Origin of the sequence: Clostridioides difficile ATCC 9689 = DSM 1296 (assembly GCF_001077535.1) — a bacterium.
In the GTDB taxonomy this organism is placed as follows: domain Bacteria; phylum Bacillota; class Clostridia; order Peptostreptococcales; family Peptostreptococcaceae; genus Clostridioides; species Clostridioides difficile.
Genome location: NZ_CP011968.1, coordinates 510,292 through 530,819, shown reverse-complemented (window position 1 = coordinate 530,819; position 20,528 = coordinate 510,292). Strand labels below are relative to the sequence as shown.

Here is a 20,528-nt window from a genome sequence, read left to right as displayed (position 1 = left end):
AAATTATTTTTAGCATTAAATATATAATAATTATCACATCTTTTTCCTTTGTGTATAGTTCCTGATAAAAAATTATATATTAACTCATTAGATGAAACTCTATAAAGTTATGTTTATGTTTGGGTATATCTATAAATCTACGATGTTTAGATATTATAATGTCTTCATCTAAAGAAAGTATATTTTTATCTGTTAGTACTATAGTTCCATTTATTTCTTCCCAACATAAAATAGTATGCAATATAGACACTATTTTTTTATTATCTAGTTTTTTTACATTCTTAGTAACTATGTATTCTAAGATGTACCTTTCTGCTTGTGTTTTTTGTTTAAGTATATCCTCTAGCGTTTCATCTTTCATTTATATCCCCCCAGATTTAGCTATACTTTATTACAGTTTTAAATTATATTACAAATATTCTTTATCTAATTGTATCATATTAGTTTTTGACAGTAATAATGTTAAATTATGACATTTAAAAATACCTTTTTTTGTTTTAAAATACATTTATAGGTAAATACTTAAAATTTAGGAGGTATTTTTTTATGAATACAATACGCAAATGTTTCAAGATGAAGCTTTTTAAAGGATTTGAAAATGAATACAAGAAACGTCATGATGAATTATGGTCTGAGATGATAGATATGATTCATGAATATGGTGGTAGTAACTATTCTATTTTTCTAGATGAAGAAACTAATTATTTATATGGATATATAGAACTTAAAGATGCCAAACTATGGGATAAAAGTTCAGAGACAGCAATCTGCAAAAAATGGTGGAATTATATGTCTGATATAATGGAAACTAATGAGGATAATAGCCCTGTATCTATAGAACTTAAATCTATGTTTTATTTAAAATAAGGACAAAAATTATTATAAATCACAAAATGGGGATATATCAAAATAAAAATTTGAATTATCTCCTTTTTGTATAAAAAAGATAAGTGATTCCTAAAAACCTCTAGTCTATGTGATAATTGTTCTGTGAAAAACTAAAAACATATTTCGATTATAGTAGCTAAAGATGTTATAAACAAGTGGTATTTCTACTAGACATTGAAACAATTATTCCCAAAGATGATTCAGTAAGACTACTTAACTTTAGAATAATTGATATATCTTGTGTTGTTTATATTAAATTTTTAATTTAAGTAATAGTATATGTAATCTTTAGTCATCTTCTTACCAGTTTTTTATCCACTTTTCTAATGAAGTTATTTTTTCATATGTTAATTCCTCTTGAAATAATGATACTAAAAGACTTTTTATAAAATTATAACTTAAAAGTTTATATATTTTTTTGATATGAATTTATAGTACTTATCTTCTTTAATTGAGATTGTGTATATTTAACTAAACATTACAACAATAATTCTATGAAATCAAATCAATTATTTACATATTTTTTTAGAACAATAATAAGTATATATTCACAAAATTTTGTGTTAATATTTTTAGTTTGTGATATAATAAAAGCAAGGAAACATATTTTACTTAACTTTGAGTGATGTTTCCTTCAACAAATTATTTTGAAGATTTACTTTTCTGGAACTTTATATTAAGTTCCCAGCCACTCTTAGTTGGTCGCTCAGAGTGGCTCTTTAATTTATCGTAAATGTAACTGGCTATAACACCAGTTATAATACTCATCATTAGATTTTCCATAGTTTTCACCTCCTCTCATAAGAAAGTGAAGAAACTTCCATGGAAACACCACTCATAGCTTTTTCAAATATTTATTCCTTGCCATATTAATTATATCATAAATATTGGAAACATAAAATTTTAATACTTATCGTCTTTATTATTATTTTTTATAATTAATAATTTTCTTTTTAATAATACATAATATAAATTTATATTTCTTCAATAAAAAAGACAATCTTAATTAATTGTCTTTTTTAATATATATTTGGCTAATACATTATTTTACACAAACATTACAAGGGTCTATTTTACCTTGTGACTTAGCTTGTTTTAATGTTACTTTATTTATTGTTTTACTTCTTTTTAGTGTAGAACAATTTTTTGTTAGATGATATGATTTTCCATTAGGAGTTACATATACTGTACTTTTATCAGTTAATCCAGGATTATTAGAGCTAGGCTCATTACTTGGTTTGTTCGTATTATTTGAATTAGTATCTTTTACAATACCTGTATTTGAATCCCCAACATTATTAGTTATATTTAAACATTATTTTATAACAACATCATCAATATTTCCAATAGCAGTTATTTTACTTGCATTTTTTAATATACTCTTATTACTTCCATTTCCAACTAACACTATAGGTGTTTTTTGTGCAATTGTAGAACCAACTAAAGAATAAACTAAATCAGTCCCACTTGCTATGTAAAATTCTTTTGAGCCATTATAAAATTTATTTATTATTTGTTTATTTGTATCGTATCTATCTACTCCACCTATTCTTGTTGCTTTAGTTTCATTTATTAACTTATCACTCATACTGACTTTTCCACCAATTGCATAAGTTTCTAATCCATCTGTAGCAAAACTTGTAGTATTTCCATCAGTTAATACTATTGGAGATTTATCTCTAACTGCTATAGAAGCAACACTCATAGCATCTGGTTCGCCTTTAAAAGCATTAGTTAATATTACTTTTTTAACCGTACTTACTCTTCCTATTTCTTTTGCAACTTTATGACTTGTATCTATTCTATCAGTTCCACTTATTCTATTTATGCTTATTTTTTTATCACTTAATATTTTCTGAACTGATGCTCCTATCGAATTTTTTCCTCCAATTAGATATACTTCTTTTACCTTTTCTAATCTTTTTAATGTTTCTGAAGGGATTGTATCTTTCTTAGTTAACAATATTGGGGCATTTTTAGCTCCTGACAATCCACTTGCTGACAATCCATCAGATAATCCATTTTCAGAATTAATAAGTATTGCAATATCATAATTTTGTTTATCTGCTATTAAACCTGCTGTTTCATACTTATTTGTACCTTTTATTGAATTAATAGAACTAAGAGCGTTTGATGTTGGACAACTAGCAATCAATAATGAAACAGACATCCCTATTGCCAATAGTGTTTTGCTTAATTTCATAATGAAATCCTCCTATAAATTTTATAATATTACTTAAATATTATAATTTTACATAAAAGAATATTTTCCTTTATGAAATTAGTTTATATTTCAAAATTTTGTCACTTTTTAAATCTATATACTAAAAAATAGACTATTTGTAACAGTCTATTTCTTAGTATATCAAATATTTATTTAGGTTTACGTTTCTTTGTACTAGTTTTTGTATATGATATTCCAGTTCCAGGTATACTCAATGTAGCTGATTTTCTTCCTTTTGAATTAACTGACACTCTAGCACCTTTAACACCAGCACTTATACCTACACTCTTCTTACCTAAATTTAATTTGAGTCCTCCTCCTAGATTTATGCTTTTCCTAAAGTTAAATCCCATAGATATAACCTTCCCTTCTATATTTTAAATATTTATACTTAAAATTATATTTGTTATACACTTGTCATCATTGGTATATCTAGCATCTATATCTTTTTACGTTTTTTCTTCTTATATACTACTCCAGCAACTACAGCTGCTATTCCAGCTCCAACCCCATAAGTAGCATTTCTACTTTTCTCTTCCTCTCTTTTTTCTAAACCTTCATCATATACACCTTTTAACTTAGTTTCAATAGACTTCATTTCATCTGGTATACTAAAATCTTCTTCATTGTAACCTTGATTATATACACTTTCTTTTGCTTTAGGTAACTTAACCTTACCATTATCATATCCTTCTTTAAACCAATTAGCATATTTAACATTACCTATAGTTGATGTGTCAAATCTTTCTCCTTTGATAGCACTCTCAAATCCTTGAGTAGTGTAATCATTTTTTAATTGTTCTTGTATTTCGTCATAAGCATTATTATAAGCATCTATAAATTCAGAATCTATGTTTTCTTCAAATGTCATTTTTTCTTTATCTTTATTGCTATCCTCTATCCCTTTAGCTTTATATTCTTCTATCTTTTTAGTCTTATATTCATTGTATCCGGTTGAATATCCGGTATCATAAGCATTTTTTAAAACTTCTTTTTCATATGTATTATTAGATTTAGCACCTGTAAGCCCTAAATTATATCCAGTCTCTTTAGCCACCTTTTCTTCCTCTTCTAATTTAGCCTTACCTTTTTCATATCCTTCTGAGTACTTTGATTCATATGTATCACTATAATCTCCACTATAATTTGATGAACTATAATTTCCTTTATATCCATCTTCATACCCTTGATTATATCCTTTTTCTCCAACAGACCTCTTTTGCTTTTCTTCATTATTAACCGAAGTTGTTGTTCCAGAACTGCTTCCTCCTCCAGTATAAGGACAACCACCATTATTATGTAAATGAGCTGGATAACCACCACAATGATAGTGATAACTTCCTAATCCAGATTTATTTTTATTATCACGATGACCTCCTGATGAATCAGTTCTTCCTGAATGAGCATACGAAAAGCTCCCTACACTAATCATAGTTATACTCATTGCAACAGCTATTAACTTTTTCTTAAACATAATCTATTTCCCCCTAAAATATTCTATGATTTTATTATATCAGTCAATATATTATGTTTAAACCGTTAAAATTCGACAATGTAAATATTTGATGAATTGTATTTGTAAATAAATCTTTTAGCATATCTTGAATATCTGTAGTTGTTTTGACATCATATTCTTCAATAAGTTTTTTAATATTTCGTTTTTGTTAAACATAAAAAGCGTGCACTTTCCTTTGTATAGTGATATTTGATATTTTAATTATCACTACTTTAGAAGAATACACACTTTATTTTAAAAACCCTGATACTATGTTATTAGAAAATGGTACTAATATAAAAGATATCCAGCATATACTCGGACATGCTAAAACTTCAACAACTATGGATACATATTTACATGTAACTAATAACATGAGAAACCAGACGGTAAATATTTTTGAAATCATTGTAGAATAAATTTGCCACCCAAAAATAATTATGGTAGCAAATCTACTTTTAAGACACACTATAAAAGTCTGAAACCCTGTTATTCTCTAATAAGTTTAACTACAGTCTCACAATGTGGCGTATTTGGGAACATATCCATACACTTAACCATCTTAATCTCATAACCATACCCCTTAAAATCAACCAAATCAACAACCAAAGACTTAGGATTACAAGAAATATAAACAATCTCCTTAGCACCAAATCCACAAATATCCCTAATAGCATCCTTATGAATGCCTGGTCTAGGAGGGTCAACAATAATCAAATCAGGCTTGTCCTTTAAATCCTTAACAACCTTAGCCACATCCCCAGCAATAAACTCACAATTAGTAAGTCCATTCAACTTAGCGTTCTCATTAGCAGCAACAACAGCTTCCTCAACTATCTCAATACCATACACTTTCTTAGCAGCACCAGCCATAACCTGTCCAATAGACCCAGTACCACTATACAAGTCAAATACAACTTTATCATTGTAATCTCCAATAAAATCCCTAGCAATACTATAAAGAACCTCAGCTCCCTTAGTATTGGTTTGGAAAAACGAAAATGGTGAAATCTTAAACTTAAGACCTAAAATTTCTTCTTGTATATAATCTCTTCCATACAATACTCTTAACTCATCACATTGGACTGCATCTGCTAAACCATCATTAATAGTATGAAGTACTCCCACCAACTCAGATTTTAAATCAATCCCTAAAAGCATATCTTTAAACTCATACATATCAAAATCTTCTTGAGAAGAAGTTACTATATTAACCATAATCTCATTAGTGTGAATCCCTTTTCTAACTACAAGATGTCTCAAATATCCTTTGTGATTCATTGTTCTATAATAAGGAAGCTTTTTTTCATTGAAAAACTCTACACTAGAAACTAATATCTTTGAGAAGTCTTCATCAACCAACATACACTCCTCAACAGTTTGTATATCTATATGCTTTCCTTTTTTATGAAGACCTAATGTCAAAGGTCCATTTTTTACTTCATCTCCAAAAGTATATTCCATCTTATTTCTATAATATTTGTTTTCTGGACTTCCTTCTATCCCTAAAAACTGAAATCCAAATAAATCTTGCTTTAAAAATAAATCCATAACTTGTTTTTCTTTTATTTCTAATTGTTTTTCATATGGCACAGACAATAGTGTACATCCTCCACACTCTCTAAAGTGCTTGCAAGTTTCTTCAGTTTCAAGTGGTGAGTTCTCTAATAATTCTATCATCTTAACTTCAGCTTTCTTACTTCTAACTTTTTTAACTCCAGCTCTCACCTTTTGACCACTTATTCCACCCTTCATATGGATAACTCTATCTCCAACTTGGCTTAAAGATGTACCACCAAATTCCATTTTATCTACTTCAAATTCTATAACATCTTTTTTCTTCACAGACATTCCTCCAATTTACTATAGTATCTTTATTATCTTTCTTCAATCAATTTTACTTCTTCATCTGTTAACTCTCTATACTCACCTAACTCTAAACTTTCATCCAATTTTAAATTGCCCATAGACAATCTTTTTAAGTATACTACTTTTTTGCCTACGCTTTCAAACATTCTTTTTACTTGGTGAAACTTACCTTCATGTATTGTAAGCTCTATTTCTGATTCATCATCACTTTTTAATATATTTAACTGTGATGGCATAGTTTTATATCCGTCATCAAGCACTACACCTTCTAAAAAAGCTTCTACATCTTCTTCAGTAACTACTCCATCAATTTTTGCATAATAAGTCTTAGGCACATGCTTCTTAGGAGATAAAACTCTATGAGAAAGCTTTCCATCATTAGTCAAAACTAATAATCCCTCTGTGTCTTTATCTAACCTTCCAACAGGAAATGGTTCAAAAACTAAGTATGATAAATCAATTAAATCTAATACTGTTGGGTCATATTTATCTGTAGTTGCTGATATATATCCAGCAGGTTTATTCATCATCAAATATATATATTCTCTATATATAACTTCTTCTCCATTAAATAATATCTCATCATTTTCAGTGTCTACTTGAGTTCCTGGATTTGAAACTTCACTTCCATTTACTACTACAGACCCTTGTTTACAATACTTCTTTATTTCACTTCTGCTTCCATAACCTAAATTTGAAAGAATTTTATCTATACGTTGCTTTTTAGCCATTAAAAATGCTCTCCATTCTCATAATATTTTTCTTTTTCAAATACTGTAAATGCTAAATCCATACTTTCTACATCTAAATTATTTCTTATACTATCAGTTATTATTCTTGCTACTATATCTTGTACTTCTTGTCCTCTATCAAACCAAGCTACTTCAACAAAAGGATATACATCTGCTATTTTACCATCTCTTATTGCAACTGACTTTATACATTCTATTTCAAAGTAGTCTCTTGGACATTTTACAGCTTCAACTAAATCATTTATCATTTTTTCACTTATTTTACATATATCATTTTCATTAATTCCTCTTATTTTTATCTGTGGCATAGTTTATCTCCTTTATTTTAAATTTTTAGTGAATTATCATCCACTTAATTCCCTTCGATAACGTTTGAAGTGGCAACTTCTTGGTCAAGACAACTATTGTTATCAGTATCTCCAAACTAATAAGGTAGTTCCTACCCTTATAGTTAGCATTATATAGCTAATTTTCCTAAATTGTTTATATTCTTTATTATTTTATTTAATCCTATTGTCTTCTATTTAACATTATACTTGTAATTTATAGTTATTACAATTTACTATGTACTTTTTTTGATTTAACGTTATAATATAAGTGATGGGTAAATTTTAAAAGTTAATAGGAGGAGTTTAAAATGGCATTAATTACTACAAAAGAAATGTTTAAAAAAGCTTACGAAGGTGGATTTGCTATAGGTGCATTTAACATAAGTGACTTAGAACAATTACAAGGTGTTTTAAAAGCTGCTAAAGCTAAAAATTCTTATGTTATGATACAAGCTTCTATGTCAGCTGTTAAATATGCTGGACCTCATACATTAGTTGAAATGGTTAAGGCTGCTTCTGATGAAATAGGTGTAGATGTGGCTCTTCACTTAGACCATGGTCCAAATATGGATGCTATTAAAACTTGTATTGATGCTGGTTTCTCTTCAGTTATGATAGATGGTTCTCATTTTGACTTTGAAGAAAATGTTAGAATAACTAAAGAAGCTGTTGAATATGCACACTCTAAAGGTGTTGTTGTTGAAGCAGAACTTGGTGTTCTAGCTGGAACAGAAGATGATGTTACTTCTGATGTTCACAAGTATACTCAACCAGCTGAGGCAGTTGAGTTCGTTGAAAGAACAGGTGTTGATTCATTAGCAATAGCTATTGGAACTTCTCATGGTGCTTTCAAATTCAAAGGAGAAGCTAAATTAAGATTCGATATACTAGAAGAAATCCAAAGCAAATTACCAGGTTTCCCAATAGTTCTTCATGGTGCATCTGCTGTTGACCAAAATGCTGTTGCTACATGTAATGAATTTGGTGGAAATATAGCTGGTGCTAAAGGTGTACCTGTAGATATGTTAAGAAAAGCATCTTCTATGGCTGTTTGTAAAATAAACATGGATACTGACTTAAGACTAGCTATGACTGCTGCTATCAGAAAATTCTTAGCTGAAAATCCAAAAGAATTTGACCCAAGAAAATACATTGGTGCTGGTAGAGATGCTATACAAGCTGTAGTTGAAAGCAAGATAGATGATGTTTTAGGTTCTGCTAACTCTATAAACTAATATAACTTTTAAATATTTATAAAAGAAAAGAGATGACTTAAAGTAATTAAATTTATTTTTAAGCCATCTCTTTTAAGTTGTATAAATTATGTATCTTATAATATTTTAATTATATTGTCTTTTTAAACTGACAGCTAAACGTGAATATGTCCACTCTTTATCTTTCTATGGATGGTAGAAGGATATATACCTATAACTTCAGCAGCCTTTGTTATTGAACCATACTTATTTATAGCCTTACTTATCATTATTTGGTCCACTATTTTATATGCATCATTAAGATTCATAATTCCATTTACCACTATTGGTGATAAATCATCTGTTTCATTATCAATCATATCTAAATTTATCAGCATGTTAAATTCATCTTCTCCAATTACATTTTTAGCTGATAATACTACAAATCTTTCAATGATGTTTTTTAATTCTCTTATGTTTCCTGGCCAAGAATATTCTTCTAATAACTCAATAACTTTAGGCGAAACTTCTACTTCTCTATTGTACTTTTCATTGTAAAGTTTTAAGAAATAATTTACTAATGGTACTATATCCTCTTTTCTTTCTCTAAGAGGAGGTATTTTTACTGGAATAACACTTAATCTATAGTACAAATCTTGTCTAAATTTAAGGTTATTTCTAAGGTCTTCATGAGAAATATTAGTAGCACTTATATATCTAACATCTATTTTTATAGGCTTACTACCACCTATTCTAGTAATAGTATTTTCTTGTATAACCCTAAGTAATTTTTTTTGCATCTGCATTGGTAACTCACCTATCTCATCCAAGAAAATAGTTCCACCATTCGCCTCTTCAAAAAGTCCCTTTTTACCTTTTTTCTTAGCTCCAGTAAAAGAACCTTCTTCATATCCAAAAAACTCTGACTCTAATAATTCATTTGGTATAGCTCCACAGTTTATAGCTATAAAAGGTTTGTCTCTCCTTGAACTATACTTATATATTGTTCTTGCTATTATTTCTTTTCCTACACCTGATTCTCCATTTATAAATATAGAAGAATCTGAGGCTGCAGCTCTCTTAACAACTTTTTTTATATTGTCCATAATCTTACTTTGACTTATATACTCTGTGTCTTCTGATATATCACTATATTTTATCTGAGATTCAAGCTTAATAACCCTTGAAATATCTCTCCCTGTTAGTACTCCTCCTGTAAGCTTTCCCTTAGAATCCCATCTTGGAACTGCCGTATATGCAATAAGCTTCCCATCTGGGTAAACGATATTTCTATAAATCTTTTTCTTCACTTTAAGCATGTTTAATATTATTGGTTCTTCAACTAATCCTTGTCTCACAAGGTCTGTTATATTTCTACCAAGTACCTCAGTTCTTTTAAAAGGTAATATCTCATCACTGACAGTGTTCATCTTTTCAATTACCCCATCTTTGTTAAACACAACAACAACTTCATCTATATGCTCTATTATATCTTCAATTACTTTATCAGATATTAGAGACTTCTCAAATAAATAAACTATATTATTTTCATTATTATTATCTTTCATATTGTATATATGTGCAGTCATCCTTAACTCTCTGAAAGCTATTTTCTTTTTACTATCTGTCAGTATTTCTGTTTTGTCAAAATTTGAATCTAATTCATTTATATTTCTAGGCTTTTTTATATCTAGAAAACTAAAAATACTATCTATTAGATGATTACAGTATATTATTTCGCCTGATTCTTTACATAAAATGGCTGGATTTTCTACATGTTCTATAAGCCCTATTAAATTATTATCCATTAATATTCGCACCTTTCATTAAGTAATTTATTGAACTACATACAAAATTTATTGTTTGCTTACAATAAATACCATCAGCACATATAATCAACTCCTTATAATATTCGTCTTTTCAAGTAGTTTATTTCATTAAAACGTAACTAAGATATAATTTTAATGATTATAGTTTGTTAAAAATTTCATTTTGCTTTTAATTGTATTTTATCACATATTTAGTAATTATTTGTCTATTTAATACAATTTAATTAAATTTAAGATTTATTTAAAAAAACAAAGATAATCCTTACAGAATATAACTCACAATTTGTAAGCAATATACATATAAGGATTATCCAGATTATCTTGTATTATAAAATTTTATTCAAACAGACTTTTTAATAACTGACAAATACACACTAGCAATAACTTATCAAAGGGTTAATAATTATGTTACTAACTAATAAGACTTATTCAATCAGTAATATTTATATAGTTTGTATCTATTAAGCTTTTATAGCTTCTAATAAATCATCAACACTATCTAATTTTTCTATAAGCATTGGAACTATTTCATGTAAGTCTCCAACTACTCCATAGTCAGCGATTTCTAAAATTGGAGCTGCTGGGTTTTTGTTTATAGCAATTATGAAATCTGATGATTGCATACCTGCTAAATGTTGTATTGCTCCTGATATACCACAAGCTATATATAGGTTTGGTTTAACAGTAGTTCCTGTTTGACCTACTTGGTGAGAATGGTCTATCCATCCAGCATCAACAGCCGCACGAGAAGAACCAACTACTCCACCTAATTTGTCAGCTAATTTCTTAAGCATTTCAAATCCTTCTGGTCCACCTAATCCTAAACCACCTGATACTATAACATTTGCATCTGTAAGAGATACTAAATCTTTCTTAGTTTTAACTGTTTCTAAAACAGTAGTTCTTATATCATCTTGAGTTATTTTGTAGTCTAATGCTATAACTTCACCAGTTCTTGTTTCGTCTTTTTCAGCTTTATCCATAACACCAGGTCTAACTGTAGACATTTGAGGTCTATGGTTTGGACAAATGATTGTAGCCATTATGTTTCCACCAAATGCTGGACGAGTTTGTTTTATTTTCTTATCTTCTGGGTCTATTTCTAACTTAGTACAGTCAGCTGTTAATCCAGTTCCAACTCTTGAAGCTATTCTAGGTGCTAAGTCTCTACCTATATGAGTTGCTCCGAAAAGCATTATTTCTGGTTTTATTTCATCTATTGCATCTTTTATTACTTTTGTATATGCATCAGTTGTATATTTTTCTAAAAGAGCATCATCTGCAACATAAACTTTGTCAGCTCCAAAAGTGATTAATTCTTTAGCTAATCCATCAACATCTTTTCCTAATAATATTGCACAAAGTTCTGCATCTACTTCTTTAGCTAATTTTCTTCCTTCTCCTAATAATTCTATAACTACTGGAGCTATTTTTCCTTCTCTTTGTTCTGCAAATATCCATACGTTTTTATAAGAACTTAAATCTTTTATATCATTCATAGTTTGTACTCCTCCAACTTATATAATGTGCTTTTGTTTTAGACCGATTATTATTTTACTAGCTATTTCATCAGCTTTACCTTCTAAGATTTCTCCTTTTCCTCTTGGTTCAGGAGTAAATGATCTAAATACTTTAGTTGGTGATGCTTTTAAACCAACTTCTTCTTTATTTACATCTAAATCATCAATTGTCCAAACTTTTACATCATGTTTATATGCTTTTACTATTTTATCAACAGACATGTATCTAGGTGTATTTAACTCTTTTACTGCTGTTAAAAGTACAGGTGTACTTACTTTTATTAATTCGTATCCATCTTCTAATTGTCTTTGAACTATTATATCTTTTCCTTCTATTTTGAAATCTTGTACATATGTAACTTGAGGAATGTCTAATTTCTCTGCAATTTGTGGTCCAACTTGTGCAGTATCTCCATCTATTGCTTGTCTTCCTGCAAATATTATGTCATAGTCACCTACTTTAGATATTCCCGCTGCAATAGTATTTGATGTAGCCCAAGTATCAGCTCCTCCAAATGCTCTATCACTTAATAATATTGCATCATCAGCACCCATAGCTAAACACTCTCTTAGCATAAAGTCTGCTTGAGGAGGTCCCATTGTTATAACTGTTATAGTTACATCATCATGCTCATCTTTAATTTTTAAAGCTTCCTCTAATGCATTTGCATCATCTGGGTTTAATATACTTGGAACTCCATCTCTTATAAGAGTACCTGTTTCTTTATTTATTCTTACTTCGTTAGTATCTGGAACTTGTTTTACGCAAACTAATATTTTCAAAGTCTATACCTCCAATTTCATTAGATTATTTATTATTTTAATACGTTTGATGAAATTACCATTTTTTGAACTTCTGATGTTCCTTCGTATATTGATACGATTCTAGCATCTCTGTACATTCTTTCGATTTCATAATCTTTTATAAATCCATATCCACCGTGAAGTTGTAATGCTTTATAAGCAACTTCATTTGCAATTTCTGATGCATAGTATTTAGCCATAGCAGATTCTTGAGCAACTCTCATTCCTGCATCTCTCTTTTGTGCTGCATCATAAACTAATCCTCTAGCTGCACAAACTTTTGTTTCCATGTCAGCTATAGTAAATTGAGTATTTTGGAATTTAGCTATAGGCTTACCAAATTGAACTCTTTGTTTTGTATATTTAACAGCTTCATCTAAAGCACCTTGAGCTATTCCTAGAGCTAAGGCAGCAACACCTATTCTACCAACTTCTAGAGTACCCATTGCTATCTTAAATCCTTGACCTTCTTTTCCAAGTAAGTTTTCTTTTGGAACTTTAACGTTTTCAAATATTAAGTCAGAAGTTTCAGTTCCTCTTATACCCATCTTATCTTCATGAGCTCCTGTTGAGAAACCATCCCATTTACTTTCTACTATAAACGCTGATGTTCCTCTAAGTCCTTTACTTCTATCTGTAACTGCTATTACTATAGCTACATCACAGAATGGTCCATTAGTTATGAAAGTTTTTCTACCATTTAATATATAGTGGTCTCCAACTAATTCTGCTGTTGTTTGTTGTCCACCTGCATCAGAACCAGCTCCTGGCTCAGTTAAACCAAATGCTCCTATTAATTCACCTGTTGCTATACCTTTTAAGTATTTTTGTTTTTGCTCTTCAGTACCATTGTAAAGTATTGGTAATGAAGCAAGAGAAGAACCAGCTGTAACAAAAGTAGCTGTTGAAGCACATCTTCTAGCTATTTCTTCCATTACTATAGCGTAAGAAACATATCCTGCTCCCCCACCACCATATTCTTCTGGGATATTACTGCTTATAAATTTTGCATCAGCTAATTTTTTGATTAATTCCTTAGGCATTACACCTGTTTTATCCATTTCTGCTGGTAAAGTATCTAATTCTTTACTAACAAAATCTCTTACTGCTTTTCTTAAAAGTTCTTGTTCTTTGTTATATAACATAGCTTCCTCCAATTTTCATATTTTATAGTAAATTTATTTTAATGAACTTACGCTAAACTCATCATCTCAGCAAAAGTTTGAATACGAGTTCTGGCTTGTTCATTATTCTGAGTTTGTTGGTCGATTTCAACATATAAAGTAGGTATTCCACTATCTTCTATATCTTTTCTAACTAAAGGATAATCGTATTCTTCTGGGTCACAGAATTTCATCATACAGAAGATAACACCATCTATATCTTTCTTTTTAACTTCATCTACTATAAGTGACCCACGTTTTTTCTTAGGGTCATAAGCTAATGAACATCCTTCTATGTTTGACCATTGTCTTGCTAATCTCTCTAACGCATCATCACCTGCTGGTACATCTGTTCTGAATTGTCTTGTTTCTTGTGCTAAGTCGTCAGCTACAACTGATATATTGTTGTCTTCTAAAATGTCTAATATATCTTTAGAATCAGCTAATATACCTGTTAATAAAACTTTCTTTCCAGAACAGACTTCTTCTGGCATAGCATTTAATTTTGCTATTAAATCTTTCACTAGCTCAGTATGTTCTTCTTTTCTCATAAAGAACCCACTCTTAATTACTAAGCTTCTTATTGATGGTTTTATAGTATTAGAATGTTTATAAGCTACTTCAACAAAGTCTCTCATAGTTTTTCTATGTTCATTGTAAACTTCTATACTTTCATGAATTTTTGCTTCTTCTATTTCATATCCACAAATTTCTTCAAGTTCTCTTTTTACGCCTTTGTACTCACTGATTAAGTATTTTACACCAGCTTCAAGTTTTCTATTTTGTGGGTGTACTAATGATATATATTTTATATGAGGTACTGCTGATTTCCAGTTTTGTCCTAAACAAATTAGTGTATCACACATACCTGGTATAATAACTCCAGATAATTCATCATAAGCACCTTTTAATCCATATTCTAAACATGATTGCATTATTGAACATGCAAATGCAGGGAAATATTGTTTAGCTAAATCTAATTCTGTTTGTCCTCCCCATATACCAACTGGAAGCATTCCAGCTGCATGTATAATTTCTTCTGGGCAATAAACTGGGAAACAACCTATAGCTTTTTTACCAGTTTCACTTTTATATTTTTTTACAGCCGCATTTGGATTTTCAACTACTTCTTTCATTTTAGATAAAATAGCTTCCATTATATCTCACCTCTATTAAGTTTTTTTCTTTCTTCCATTACTTCAACTAAACCTTGAATTCTTGTTTCAAATTGAGCATTAGTGAAAGCTCTAGGGTCTGCTTGGTCACCATCAAATCCAGCATATGGTAATCCAGTTTCTTCAGCTGCTCTTCTTTGCATTTCATATTGTATTAAACTCATAAGTTTACAGCTTCTGTTCATATGATAGAATGCTCCATCACATTTACCCTCTACTAAAGAATCAACTCTATATTTTGTCATACGGTCTAGGTTTACATTGTTAAACATAGTACTATATGCTACTGCCATTCCATCTAAATCATTAACTTCATATTGTAATGCCCAAGCATGTGGGTAAACACTACCTGTCATGTTAACTCCAAATTTAGCTAATGTTTTCATCTTGTATCCTATATATGGCCAACAAGGTATACCTTCCATCATTATTCTGTATTTTTCTTCCCCTCTGAAAGAAGATTTACCAGTTTTCATGTTGTCCTCTAATTCTTCTATAAGTAACTTAAATGCTTCTGTAGTTTCTTTTTTACCTCTAGCACAAACTATTACAGCCATGTAAGTAAATAAGTCAAATCCATTCATTGGAGAAGGAGAAGAATCTGCTGGTAAACTCATAGAATACTTCCATAGTCTTCCGTTTTCAGCTGATATTTTCATTACTTCTTCAAACTTCTTAGGGTCAAATTTCTTTCCTGATATAATTTCTAGTTGTTTTATAGCTTCTTCAAATTGAGCTTTAATATAATCTATTCTTGATTGAGTAACTTCGTCTTCATTATTGAAAGTTGTATCAATCATTATTAAAGGTATATCTAATTCTCTTGAAATATTTTCATACCATTTTATAACTTGGTTACATATATTGTTACAGCAAAGTAGGAAATCTGGAGCTGGCATATCCAAAGCTTCACATCCACCATTTTCTAAAAGACCAAAATTTGTTCTTGCATATGCACATAGGTCAATAGAATATCCTTTAGATTCAGCTATTTCACATAATTCTAAAGAACCTTTTTTAGCTGCTACTCCAGCTGCTTGGTTTTCTGGATATAATACGTTTAAGTCAAATACTTCTGCTAACTCTTGAGGAAATACTGATGTTGACCAACCTACAGGTCTTCCTTCTTCTTTAGCTTTAAATGCATTTGCATATTGTTCAGCTAATAAATCATTAATTACTACTCTAGCTTCTTTTTTTTCAGACATTTTCATCCCTCTTTTTATATATTTTTCACTTCTTTTTGTGATTCTTTTGCTTCATCAAAAGCATATAACGCTGCTCCTAAAGCACCAGTTAATTGAGGTATATCAGGTACAATAATTTCTGTGTTGATTTCTCTTGCCATAGCTCTTACAATACCACTATTTCTAGCAACTCCACCAACCATAACTACATTTCTTTGTACTCCTATTCTTTTTACTAGGCTAGAAACTCTCTTTGCTACTGAAGTATGAATACCTGCCACTATATCTTCAATTTTTGCATTTTCAGATAAATGTGATATAACCTCAGACTCTGCAAATACTGTACATGTACTGCTTATTGATACTTCATTTTGAGAATTCATAGATATACTTCCGAGTTCAGATACATCAACCTCTATTATTTTTGCCATTACATCTAAAAATCTTCCTGTACCTGCAGCACATTTGTCATTCATAAGAAAGTTTAATAGTCTTCCATTATTATCTAATTTTAATACCTTTGCATCTTGACCACCTATGTCAATAATGGTTCTTGTCTCTGGAATTATGAAATTTACCCCTCTAGCATGACAGCTTAATTCACTTATTTGCTTATCAGCATCTGAATAGTTCATTCTTCCATATCCTGTAACTACAACTTTTTTAATATCTTCTCTTGCAAGACCTGTCTTGCCATATAATTTTTCTAAAACTCTTGATGGTCCAGTAGTCCCAGTACCAGAGGATATTGTTTCAGAAGCTACAATATCTTCCCCATTCTTTAAGATTACTCCCTTTGATGCAGTTGAACCTATATCTAATCCCATTGTGTACATCTTTAGCATTCTCCTTTTAAAAAATCTAGAATTACTAATTAATATCTTACAACTTTACTATCTTTAAAGTTATTTATTTTCTCTTCATCGTAGCCTAAAGATTTTAATACTTCTACAGTATGTTGACCTACTTTTGGTGCTGGTGTATATTCTTTAATTCCTTCATTTCTAAACATAACTGGAGTATTAACTAAGACACCTGTATTTCCGCTATCGTATGTTTTCTTAAATAAGAAGTCATTTGCCCAAGCTTGTTCGTCATCTAATAAATCTTCACAGCTTTGAATTTTTTCAAATGGTAAGTCTGCTTCTTCTAATAAAGCTGACCACTCGTCTAATGTTTTTTCTAACATAGCTTCTCCAACTATCTTAACTAAATCTTCAACATGATTAACCATTGAATCTATGTTATTATATCTATCGTCTTCTAATATATATTCTCTATTTATAACCTTACAGAATTTGCCTAACCACTTGTTGTATTGTATTAAAGCTAATTGAATCCATCTTCCATCTTTACATTTATATGTAGTCATTAATGGGCTGTTTGGATTTTCTCTTGATAAAGGCATTTCATTTCCGTATTGTGCTGTTGTTATCATTGTTCCCATTCCATATATAGCTGTATGGAAAAGACTTACTGTTACTCTCTCACCTTTACCAGTTTGAGCTTTTTTATGTAATGCTGCTAAACTTCCTGCTGCTAGTGCTAGACCTGCATAGTGGTCACCAAATCCTGCTGCTGTATTTGCTGGAGATGTTCCTTTTTCCATAACAGATTGGCTAACTCCTCCTCTTGCGAAGTATGCAGTATAGTCAAATCCTGGTTTATCTTTTAAAGGTCCTTTTTCACCATATCCTAATATTTGAGAGAATATTAATCCTGGATACTTATCTTTTATTTGGTCATAAGCTATACCCATTTTTTCTAATGCTTGAACTCTAACATTAGTTACAAATATGTCTGCTTCTGATAATAATTTATGTAATATTTCTACTCCTTCTTTTGATTTTACATTAATACTTACACCCTTTTTATTTCCATTTTCTAATTCAAACATAGGGTTTTCATCATCTGATGCTGGAGATTTAAATGTTCCACCCATAACTCTTATTCCATCACCTTCTATAGGTTCAATCTTAATAACCTCTGCACCCCAGTCACCTAACATTTTTGCACAACATGGTGCTGCGATGAAACTTGAAAGTTCTACTACTTTAACTCCTTCTAAAAGCATAACGTTTTCCTCCTTAATAGTATCAATTATAAAATTTCGATTAAATCACTCATAAAATACTTTTTTCTGATATTAACTGTCTGATGTCAAAGTTCCTAATCTTATCTAAAATAACTTAAAAATTATTAAAATTATTTTTTATTGTTTTATTGTCTTACACCTATATTGTTAAGCATTTATCGTGCCAACTTTATATTTAATCAAAATATCGCTTGATTTGAATGTTTTTTAACAATATGCAATTGAATAATCTTTTTCATATCGTGGCATCTTGCCACTATCCATTGCATTTTGCTATTCTTTCTCTGCTTATAAAAGTTTTTTTTATATATTTTTTTATGAAAAAGCTTGACATTTCAAAAAAAGTTTTCATTGCTAAACTCAAAAACACATGTTATCATTGTAATTAATCAGCAAGTTAGTTAACTAATTTCAAACTTAGATAATTTTTTAATAATATTTAATCTAAAAAATAACAATTTCTTTGATAAATTTTAGAGTAATTATTACATTAAATAAAAAATTACTAAATATCAAAATAACACAGGGAAAACAATTTCAAAACTAAATTTTTAACCTTAAAAATTTTGTATAAAAAATATAACCTTATATGCTACATATTATTTCTAAATGAAAAATTACCATAATAATTTAATAATTACAGGAGGGTATTGATATGAAAATACTAGTATTTGGAGCACGCGATTATGAAGAACCAGTAATAAAAAAATGGTCTGAAGAACATAAGGATGTTCAAGTGGATATTTATCCTGAAAACATGACTGAAGAAAATGTAGTTAAAGCTAAAGGGTATGATGGTATATCTATACAACAAACTAACTATATAGATAATCCTTATATTTATGAAACTTTAAAAGATGCTGGGGTTAAAGTTATAGCTTCAAGAACTGCAGGGGTTGACATGATACATTTTGATTTAGTTAATGAAAATGGACTTATCGTTACAAACGTTCCTTCTTATTCACCTAATGCAATAGCTGAATTAGCTGTTACTCAAGCTATGAACCTTTTAAGAAAGACTCCTCTAGTAAAGAAAAAAGTCTGTGAAGGTGATTACCGTTGGATAGCTGAACTTCTTGGAACAGAAGTTAGATCTATTACAGTTGGTGTTATAGGTACAGGAAAAATAGGTGCTACTTCTGCAAAATTATTCAAAGGCCTAGGAGCTAATGTAATTGCATTTGACCAATATCCAAATAGTGATTTAAATGATATATTAACTTACAAAGATTCTTTAGAAGACCTTCTAAAAGAAGCTGACCTTATAACATTACATACTCCTTTACTTGAAGGAACAAAACATATGATAAATAAAGATACTCTAGCTATAATGAAGGATGGAGCTTACATAGTAAATACTGGCCGTGGTGGTTTAATTAATACAGGGGATTTAATAGAAGCACTAGAGTCAGGAAAAATTAGAGCTGCTGCCCTTGATACATTTGAAACTGAAGGATTGTTCTTAAACAAAAAAATGAATCCTGGAGAATTAACTGACCCAGAAATAAATAAACTTCTTTCTATGGAACAAGTTATATTCACTCATCACCTTGGTTTCTTCACTAGTACAGCGATTGAAAATATAGTTTATTCTAGTTTAAGCAGTGCTGTAGAAGTTATAAAAACAGGAACTGCTACTAATAGAGTAAATTAGTATTTTATAAATATATTTTTTCATTAATTAGCTATTATCTAACAAAATAGCCTTTAATTTCCCAAATATAAGAGAGTCAGCTCAGTATATATTGAGTAGACTCTCTTATATTATTTTTTATATTAAACTTGTACTCTTCTTATTCATACCAAATTAAATTTATATTAACTTATTCTAACTACTCCTACTCTATACATTTTACCTATTTTTACTTTTCTAATTATATACATTTGAATGGGTACAATCTGTATTTTACAAAAAAAACACCTAACAAACTATGAAAATTGTATGATTAATATTAATATATTTATAAGAAAACATAACAATTATGTTAGCTCTGGATTTTTAGGG

Annotated in this window: 18 protein-coding genes and 1 pseudogene; 3 read left to right on the top strand and 16 right to left on the bottom strand. The window is 29.6% G+C overall.

Going from position 1 to position 20,528, the window contains the following annotated elements:
* Nucleotides 1-79: 79 nt before the first annotated feature.
* The gene (locus tag CDIF1296T_RS03010; RefSeq protein ID WP_009895447.1) at nt 80-361 is read right to left on the bottom strand and encodes a cupin domain-containing protein; all 282 of its coding nucleotides are present in this window, start codon (nt 359-361) and stop codon (nt 80-82) included.
* Nucleotides 362-546: 185 nt separating this feature from the next.
* On the opposite strand from CDIF1296T_RS03010, the gene rhaM reads away from it, so the two are divergent.
* Nucleotides 547-867 (top strand): L-rhamnose mutarotase, encoded by a 321-nt coding sequence (rhaM, locus tag CDIF1296T_RS03005; protein WP_009895446.1) that lies wholly within the window; start codon nt 547-549, stop codon nt 865-867.
* Between the two features lie 663 nt (nt 868-1,530).
* On the opposite strand, the gene CDIF1296T_RS02995 is transcribed toward rhaM, so the two are convergent.
* From CDIF1296T_RS02995 to CDIF1296T_RS02955, 7 genes and pseudogenes are all read right to left on the bottom strand, one after another.
* Nucleotides 1,531-1,671: a hypothetical protein gene (locus CDIF1296T_RS02995; protein WP_003434654.1), complete on the bottom strand. Its 141-nt coding sequence runs from the start codon at nt 1,669-1,671 to the stop codon at nt 1,531-1,533.
* A gap of 259 nt (nt 1,672-1,930) precedes the next feature.
* Nucleotides 1,931-3,091, bottom strand: a pseudogene (locus CDIF1296T_RS02985) (cell wall-binding protein Cwp27).
* Nucleotides 3,092-3,261: 170 nt separating this feature from the next.
* Nucleotides 3,262-3,465: a DUF4236 domain-containing protein gene (locus tag CDIF1296T_RS02980; protein ID WP_003426228.1), complete on the bottom strand. Its 204-nt coding sequence runs from the start codon at nt 3,463-3,465 to the stop codon at nt 3,262-3,264.
* 86 nt (nt 3,466-3,551) lie between these two features.
* Nucleotides 3,552-4,586, bottom strand: coding sequence for a YHYH domain-containing protein (locus CDIF1296T_RS02975; RefSeq protein WP_009895442.1), 1,035 nt, complete (start codon nt 4,584-4,586; stop codon nt 3,552-3,554).
* Between the two features lie 510 nt (nt 4,587-5,096).
* On the bottom strand, nt 5,097-6,458 hold the full coding sequence (rlmD, locus tag CDIF1296T_RS02965) for a 23S rRNA (uracil(1939)-C(5))-methyltransferase RlmD (RefSeq protein ID WP_032508626.1): 1,362 nt from the start codon (nt 6,456-6,458) through the stop codon (nt 5,097-5,099).
* A 26-nt stretch (nt 6,459-6,484) separates the two neighbouring features.
* The gene (locus CDIF1296T_RS02960; RefSeq protein ID WP_009895435.1) at nt 6,485-7,207 is read right to left on the bottom strand and encodes a pseudouridine synthase; all 723 of its coding nucleotides are present in this window, start codon (nt 7,205-7,207) and stop codon (nt 6,485-6,487) included.
* Nucleotides 7,207-7,536 (bottom strand): DUF1904 domain-containing protein, encoded by a 330-nt coding sequence (locus CDIF1296T_RS02955; RefSeq protein ID WP_009895429.1) that lies wholly within the window; start codon nt 7,534-7,536, stop codon nt 7,207-7,209. Before CDIF1296T_RS02955 ends, CDIF1296T_RS02960 begins: the two co-directional genes overlap by 1 nt.
* Before the next feature lie 329 nt (nt 7,537-7,865).
* Between CDIF1296T_RS02955 and fba the strand changes: the two genes are divergently transcribed.
* Nucleotides 7,866-8,792 (top strand): class II fructose-1,6-bisphosphate aldolase, encoded by a 927-nt coding sequence (gene fba / locus CDIF1296T_RS02950; protein WP_003417352.1) that lies wholly within the window; start codon nt 7,866-7,868, stop codon nt 8,790-8,792.
* A 134-nt stretch (nt 8,793-8,926) separates the two neighbouring features.
* Here fba and CDIF1296T_RS02945 read toward each other — a convergent pair whose 3' ends face one another.
* The 8 genes from CDIF1296T_RS02945 to hadA all read right to left on the bottom strand — a co-directional run bounded on the left by CDIF1296T_RS02945 (nt 8,927) and on the right by hadA (nt 18,502).
* The gene (locus CDIF1296T_RS02945) at nt 8,927-10,558 is read right to left on the bottom strand and encodes a sigma-54 interaction domain-containing protein (protein WP_003434571.1); all 1,632 of its coding nucleotides are present in this window, start codon (nt 10,556-10,558) and stop codon (nt 8,927-8,929) included.
* Between the two features lie 482 nt (nt 10,559-11,040).
* On the bottom strand, nt 11,041-12,078 hold the full coding sequence (locus tag CDIF1296T_RS02940; protein WP_003417347.1) for an electron transfer flavoprotein subunit alpha/FixB family protein: 1,038 nt from the start codon (nt 12,076-12,078) through the stop codon (nt 11,041-11,043).
* 18 nt (nt 12,079-12,096) lie between these two features.
* A complete protein-coding gene (etfB, locus tag CDIF1296T_RS02935; RefSeq protein ID WP_003427760.1) occupies nt 12,097-12,882 on the bottom strand; it encodes an electron transfer flavoprotein subunit beta in 786 nt (261 codons plus the stop codon).
* 32 nt (nt 12,883-12,914) lie between these two features.
* On the bottom strand, nt 12,915-14,048 hold the full coding sequence (gene acdB / locus CDIF1296T_RS02930) for a putative isocaproyl-CoA dehydrogenase AcdB (RefSeq protein ID WP_003427762.1): 1,134 nt from the start codon (nt 14,046-14,048) through the stop codon (nt 12,915-12,917).
* A gap of 47 nt (nt 14,049-14,095) precedes the next feature.
* A complete protein-coding gene (gene hadC, locus CDIF1296T_RS02925) occupies nt 14,096-15,223 on the bottom strand; it encodes a (R)-2-hydroxyisocaproyl-CoA dehydratase subunit beta (protein WP_003427763.1) in 1,128 nt (375 codons plus the stop codon).
* A complete protein-coding gene (hadB, locus tag CDIF1296T_RS02920; protein WP_009888224.1) occupies nt 15,223-16,449 on the bottom strand; it encodes a (R)-2-hydroxyisocaproyl-CoA dehydratase subunit alpha in 1,227 nt (408 codons plus the stop codon). Before hadB ends, hadC begins: the two co-directional genes overlap by 1 nt.
* 14 nt (nt 16,450-16,463) lie before the next feature.
* Nucleotides 16,464-17,264 (bottom strand): 2-hydroxyisocaproyl-CoA dehydratase activator HadI, encoded by an 801-nt coding sequence (gene hadI / locus CDIF1296T_RS02915; RefSeq protein WP_009888223.1) that lies wholly within the window; start codon nt 17,262-17,264, stop codon nt 16,464-16,466.
* 38 nt (nt 17,265-17,302) lie between these two features.
* Nucleotides 17,303-18,502 (bottom strand): isocaprenoyl-CoA:2-hydroxyisocaproate CoA-transferase HadA, encoded by a 1,200-nt coding sequence (gene hadA / locus CDIF1296T_RS02910; RefSeq protein ID WP_003427766.1) that lies wholly within the window; start codon nt 18,500-18,502, stop codon nt 17,303-17,305.
* Nucleotides 18,503-19,178: 676 nt separating this feature from the next.
* Here hadA and CDIF1296T_RS02905 point away from each other — a divergent pair.
* Nucleotides 19,179-20,177: a D-2-hydroxyacid dehydrogenase gene (locus CDIF1296T_RS02905; RefSeq protein WP_003431407.1), complete on the top strand. Its 999-nt coding sequence runs from the start codon at nt 19,179-19,181 to the stop codon at nt 20,175-20,177.
* Nucleotides 20,178-20,528 lie beyond the last annotated feature (351 nt).

What these genes read in the sequence shown, in the direction of transcription:
- CDIF1296T_RS03010 (WP_009895447.1), bottom strand. Translation starts at nt 361, where the DNA reads ATGAAAGATGAAACGCTAGAGGATATACTTAAACAAAAAACACAAGCA.
- rhaM (WP_009895446.1), top strand. Translation starts at nt 547, where the DNA reads ATGAATACAATACGCAAATGTTTCAAGATGAAGCTTTTTAAAGGATTT.
- CDIF1296T_RS02995 (WP_003434654.1), bottom strand. Translation starts at nt 1,671, where the DNA reads ATGGAAAATCTAATGATGAGTATTATAACTGGTGTTATAGCCAGTTAC.
- CDIF1296T_RS02980 (WP_003426228.1), bottom strand. Translation starts at nt 3,465, where the DNA reads ATGGGATTTAACTTTAGGAAAAGCATAAATCTAGGAGGAGGACTCAAA.
- CDIF1296T_RS02975 (WP_009895442.1), bottom strand. Translation starts at nt 4,586, where the DNA reads ATGTTTAAGAAAAAGTTAATAGCTGTTGCAATGAGTATAACTATGATT.
- rlmD (WP_032508626.1), bottom strand. Translation starts at nt 6,458, where the DNA reads ATGTCTGTGAAGAAAAAAGATGTTATAGAATTTGAAGTAGATAAAATG.
- CDIF1296T_RS02960 (WP_009895435.1), bottom strand. Translation starts at nt 7,207, where the DNA reads ATGGCTAAAAAGCAACGTATAGATAAAATTCTTTCAAATTTAGGTTAT.
- CDIF1296T_RS02955 (WP_009895429.1), bottom strand. Translation starts at nt 7,536, where the DNA reads ATGCCACAGATAAAAATAAGAGGAATTAATGAAAATGATATATGTAAA.
- fba (WP_003417352.1), top strand. Translation starts at nt 7,866, where the DNA reads ATGGCATTAATTACTACAAAAGAAATGTTTAAAAAAGCTTACGAAGGT.
- CDIF1296T_RS02945 (WP_003434571.1), bottom strand. Translation starts at nt 10,558, where the DNA reads ATGGATAATAATTTAATAGGGCTTATAGAACATGTAGAAAATCCAGCC.
- CDIF1296T_RS02940 (WP_003417347.1), bottom strand. Translation starts at nt 12,078, where the DNA reads ATGAATGATATAAAAGATTTAAGTTCTTATAAAAACGTATGGATATTT.
- acdB (WP_003427762.1), bottom strand. Translation starts at nt 14,048, where the DNA reads ATGTTATATAACAAAGAACAAGAACTTTTAAGAAAAGCAGTAAGAGAT.
- hadC (WP_003427763.1), bottom strand. Translation starts at nt 15,223, where the DNA reads ATGGAAGCTATTTTATCTAAAATGAAAGAAGTAGTTGAAAATCCAAAT.
- hadB (WP_009888224.1), bottom strand. Translation starts at nt 16,449, where the DNA reads ATGTCTGAAAAAAAAGAAGCTAGAGTAGTAATTAATGATTTATTAGCT.
- hadI (WP_009888223.1), bottom strand. Translation starts at nt 17,264, where the DNA reads ATGTACACAATGGGATTAGATATAGGTTCAACTGCATCAAAGGGAGTA.
- hadA (WP_003427766.1), bottom strand. Translation starts at nt 18,502, where the DNA reads ATGCTTTTAGAAGGAGTTAAAGTAGTAGAACTTTCAAGTTTCATCGCA.
- CDIF1296T_RS02905 (WP_003431407.1), top strand. Translation starts at nt 19,179, where the DNA reads ATGAAAATACTAGTATTTGGAGCACGCGATTATGAAGAACCAGTAATA.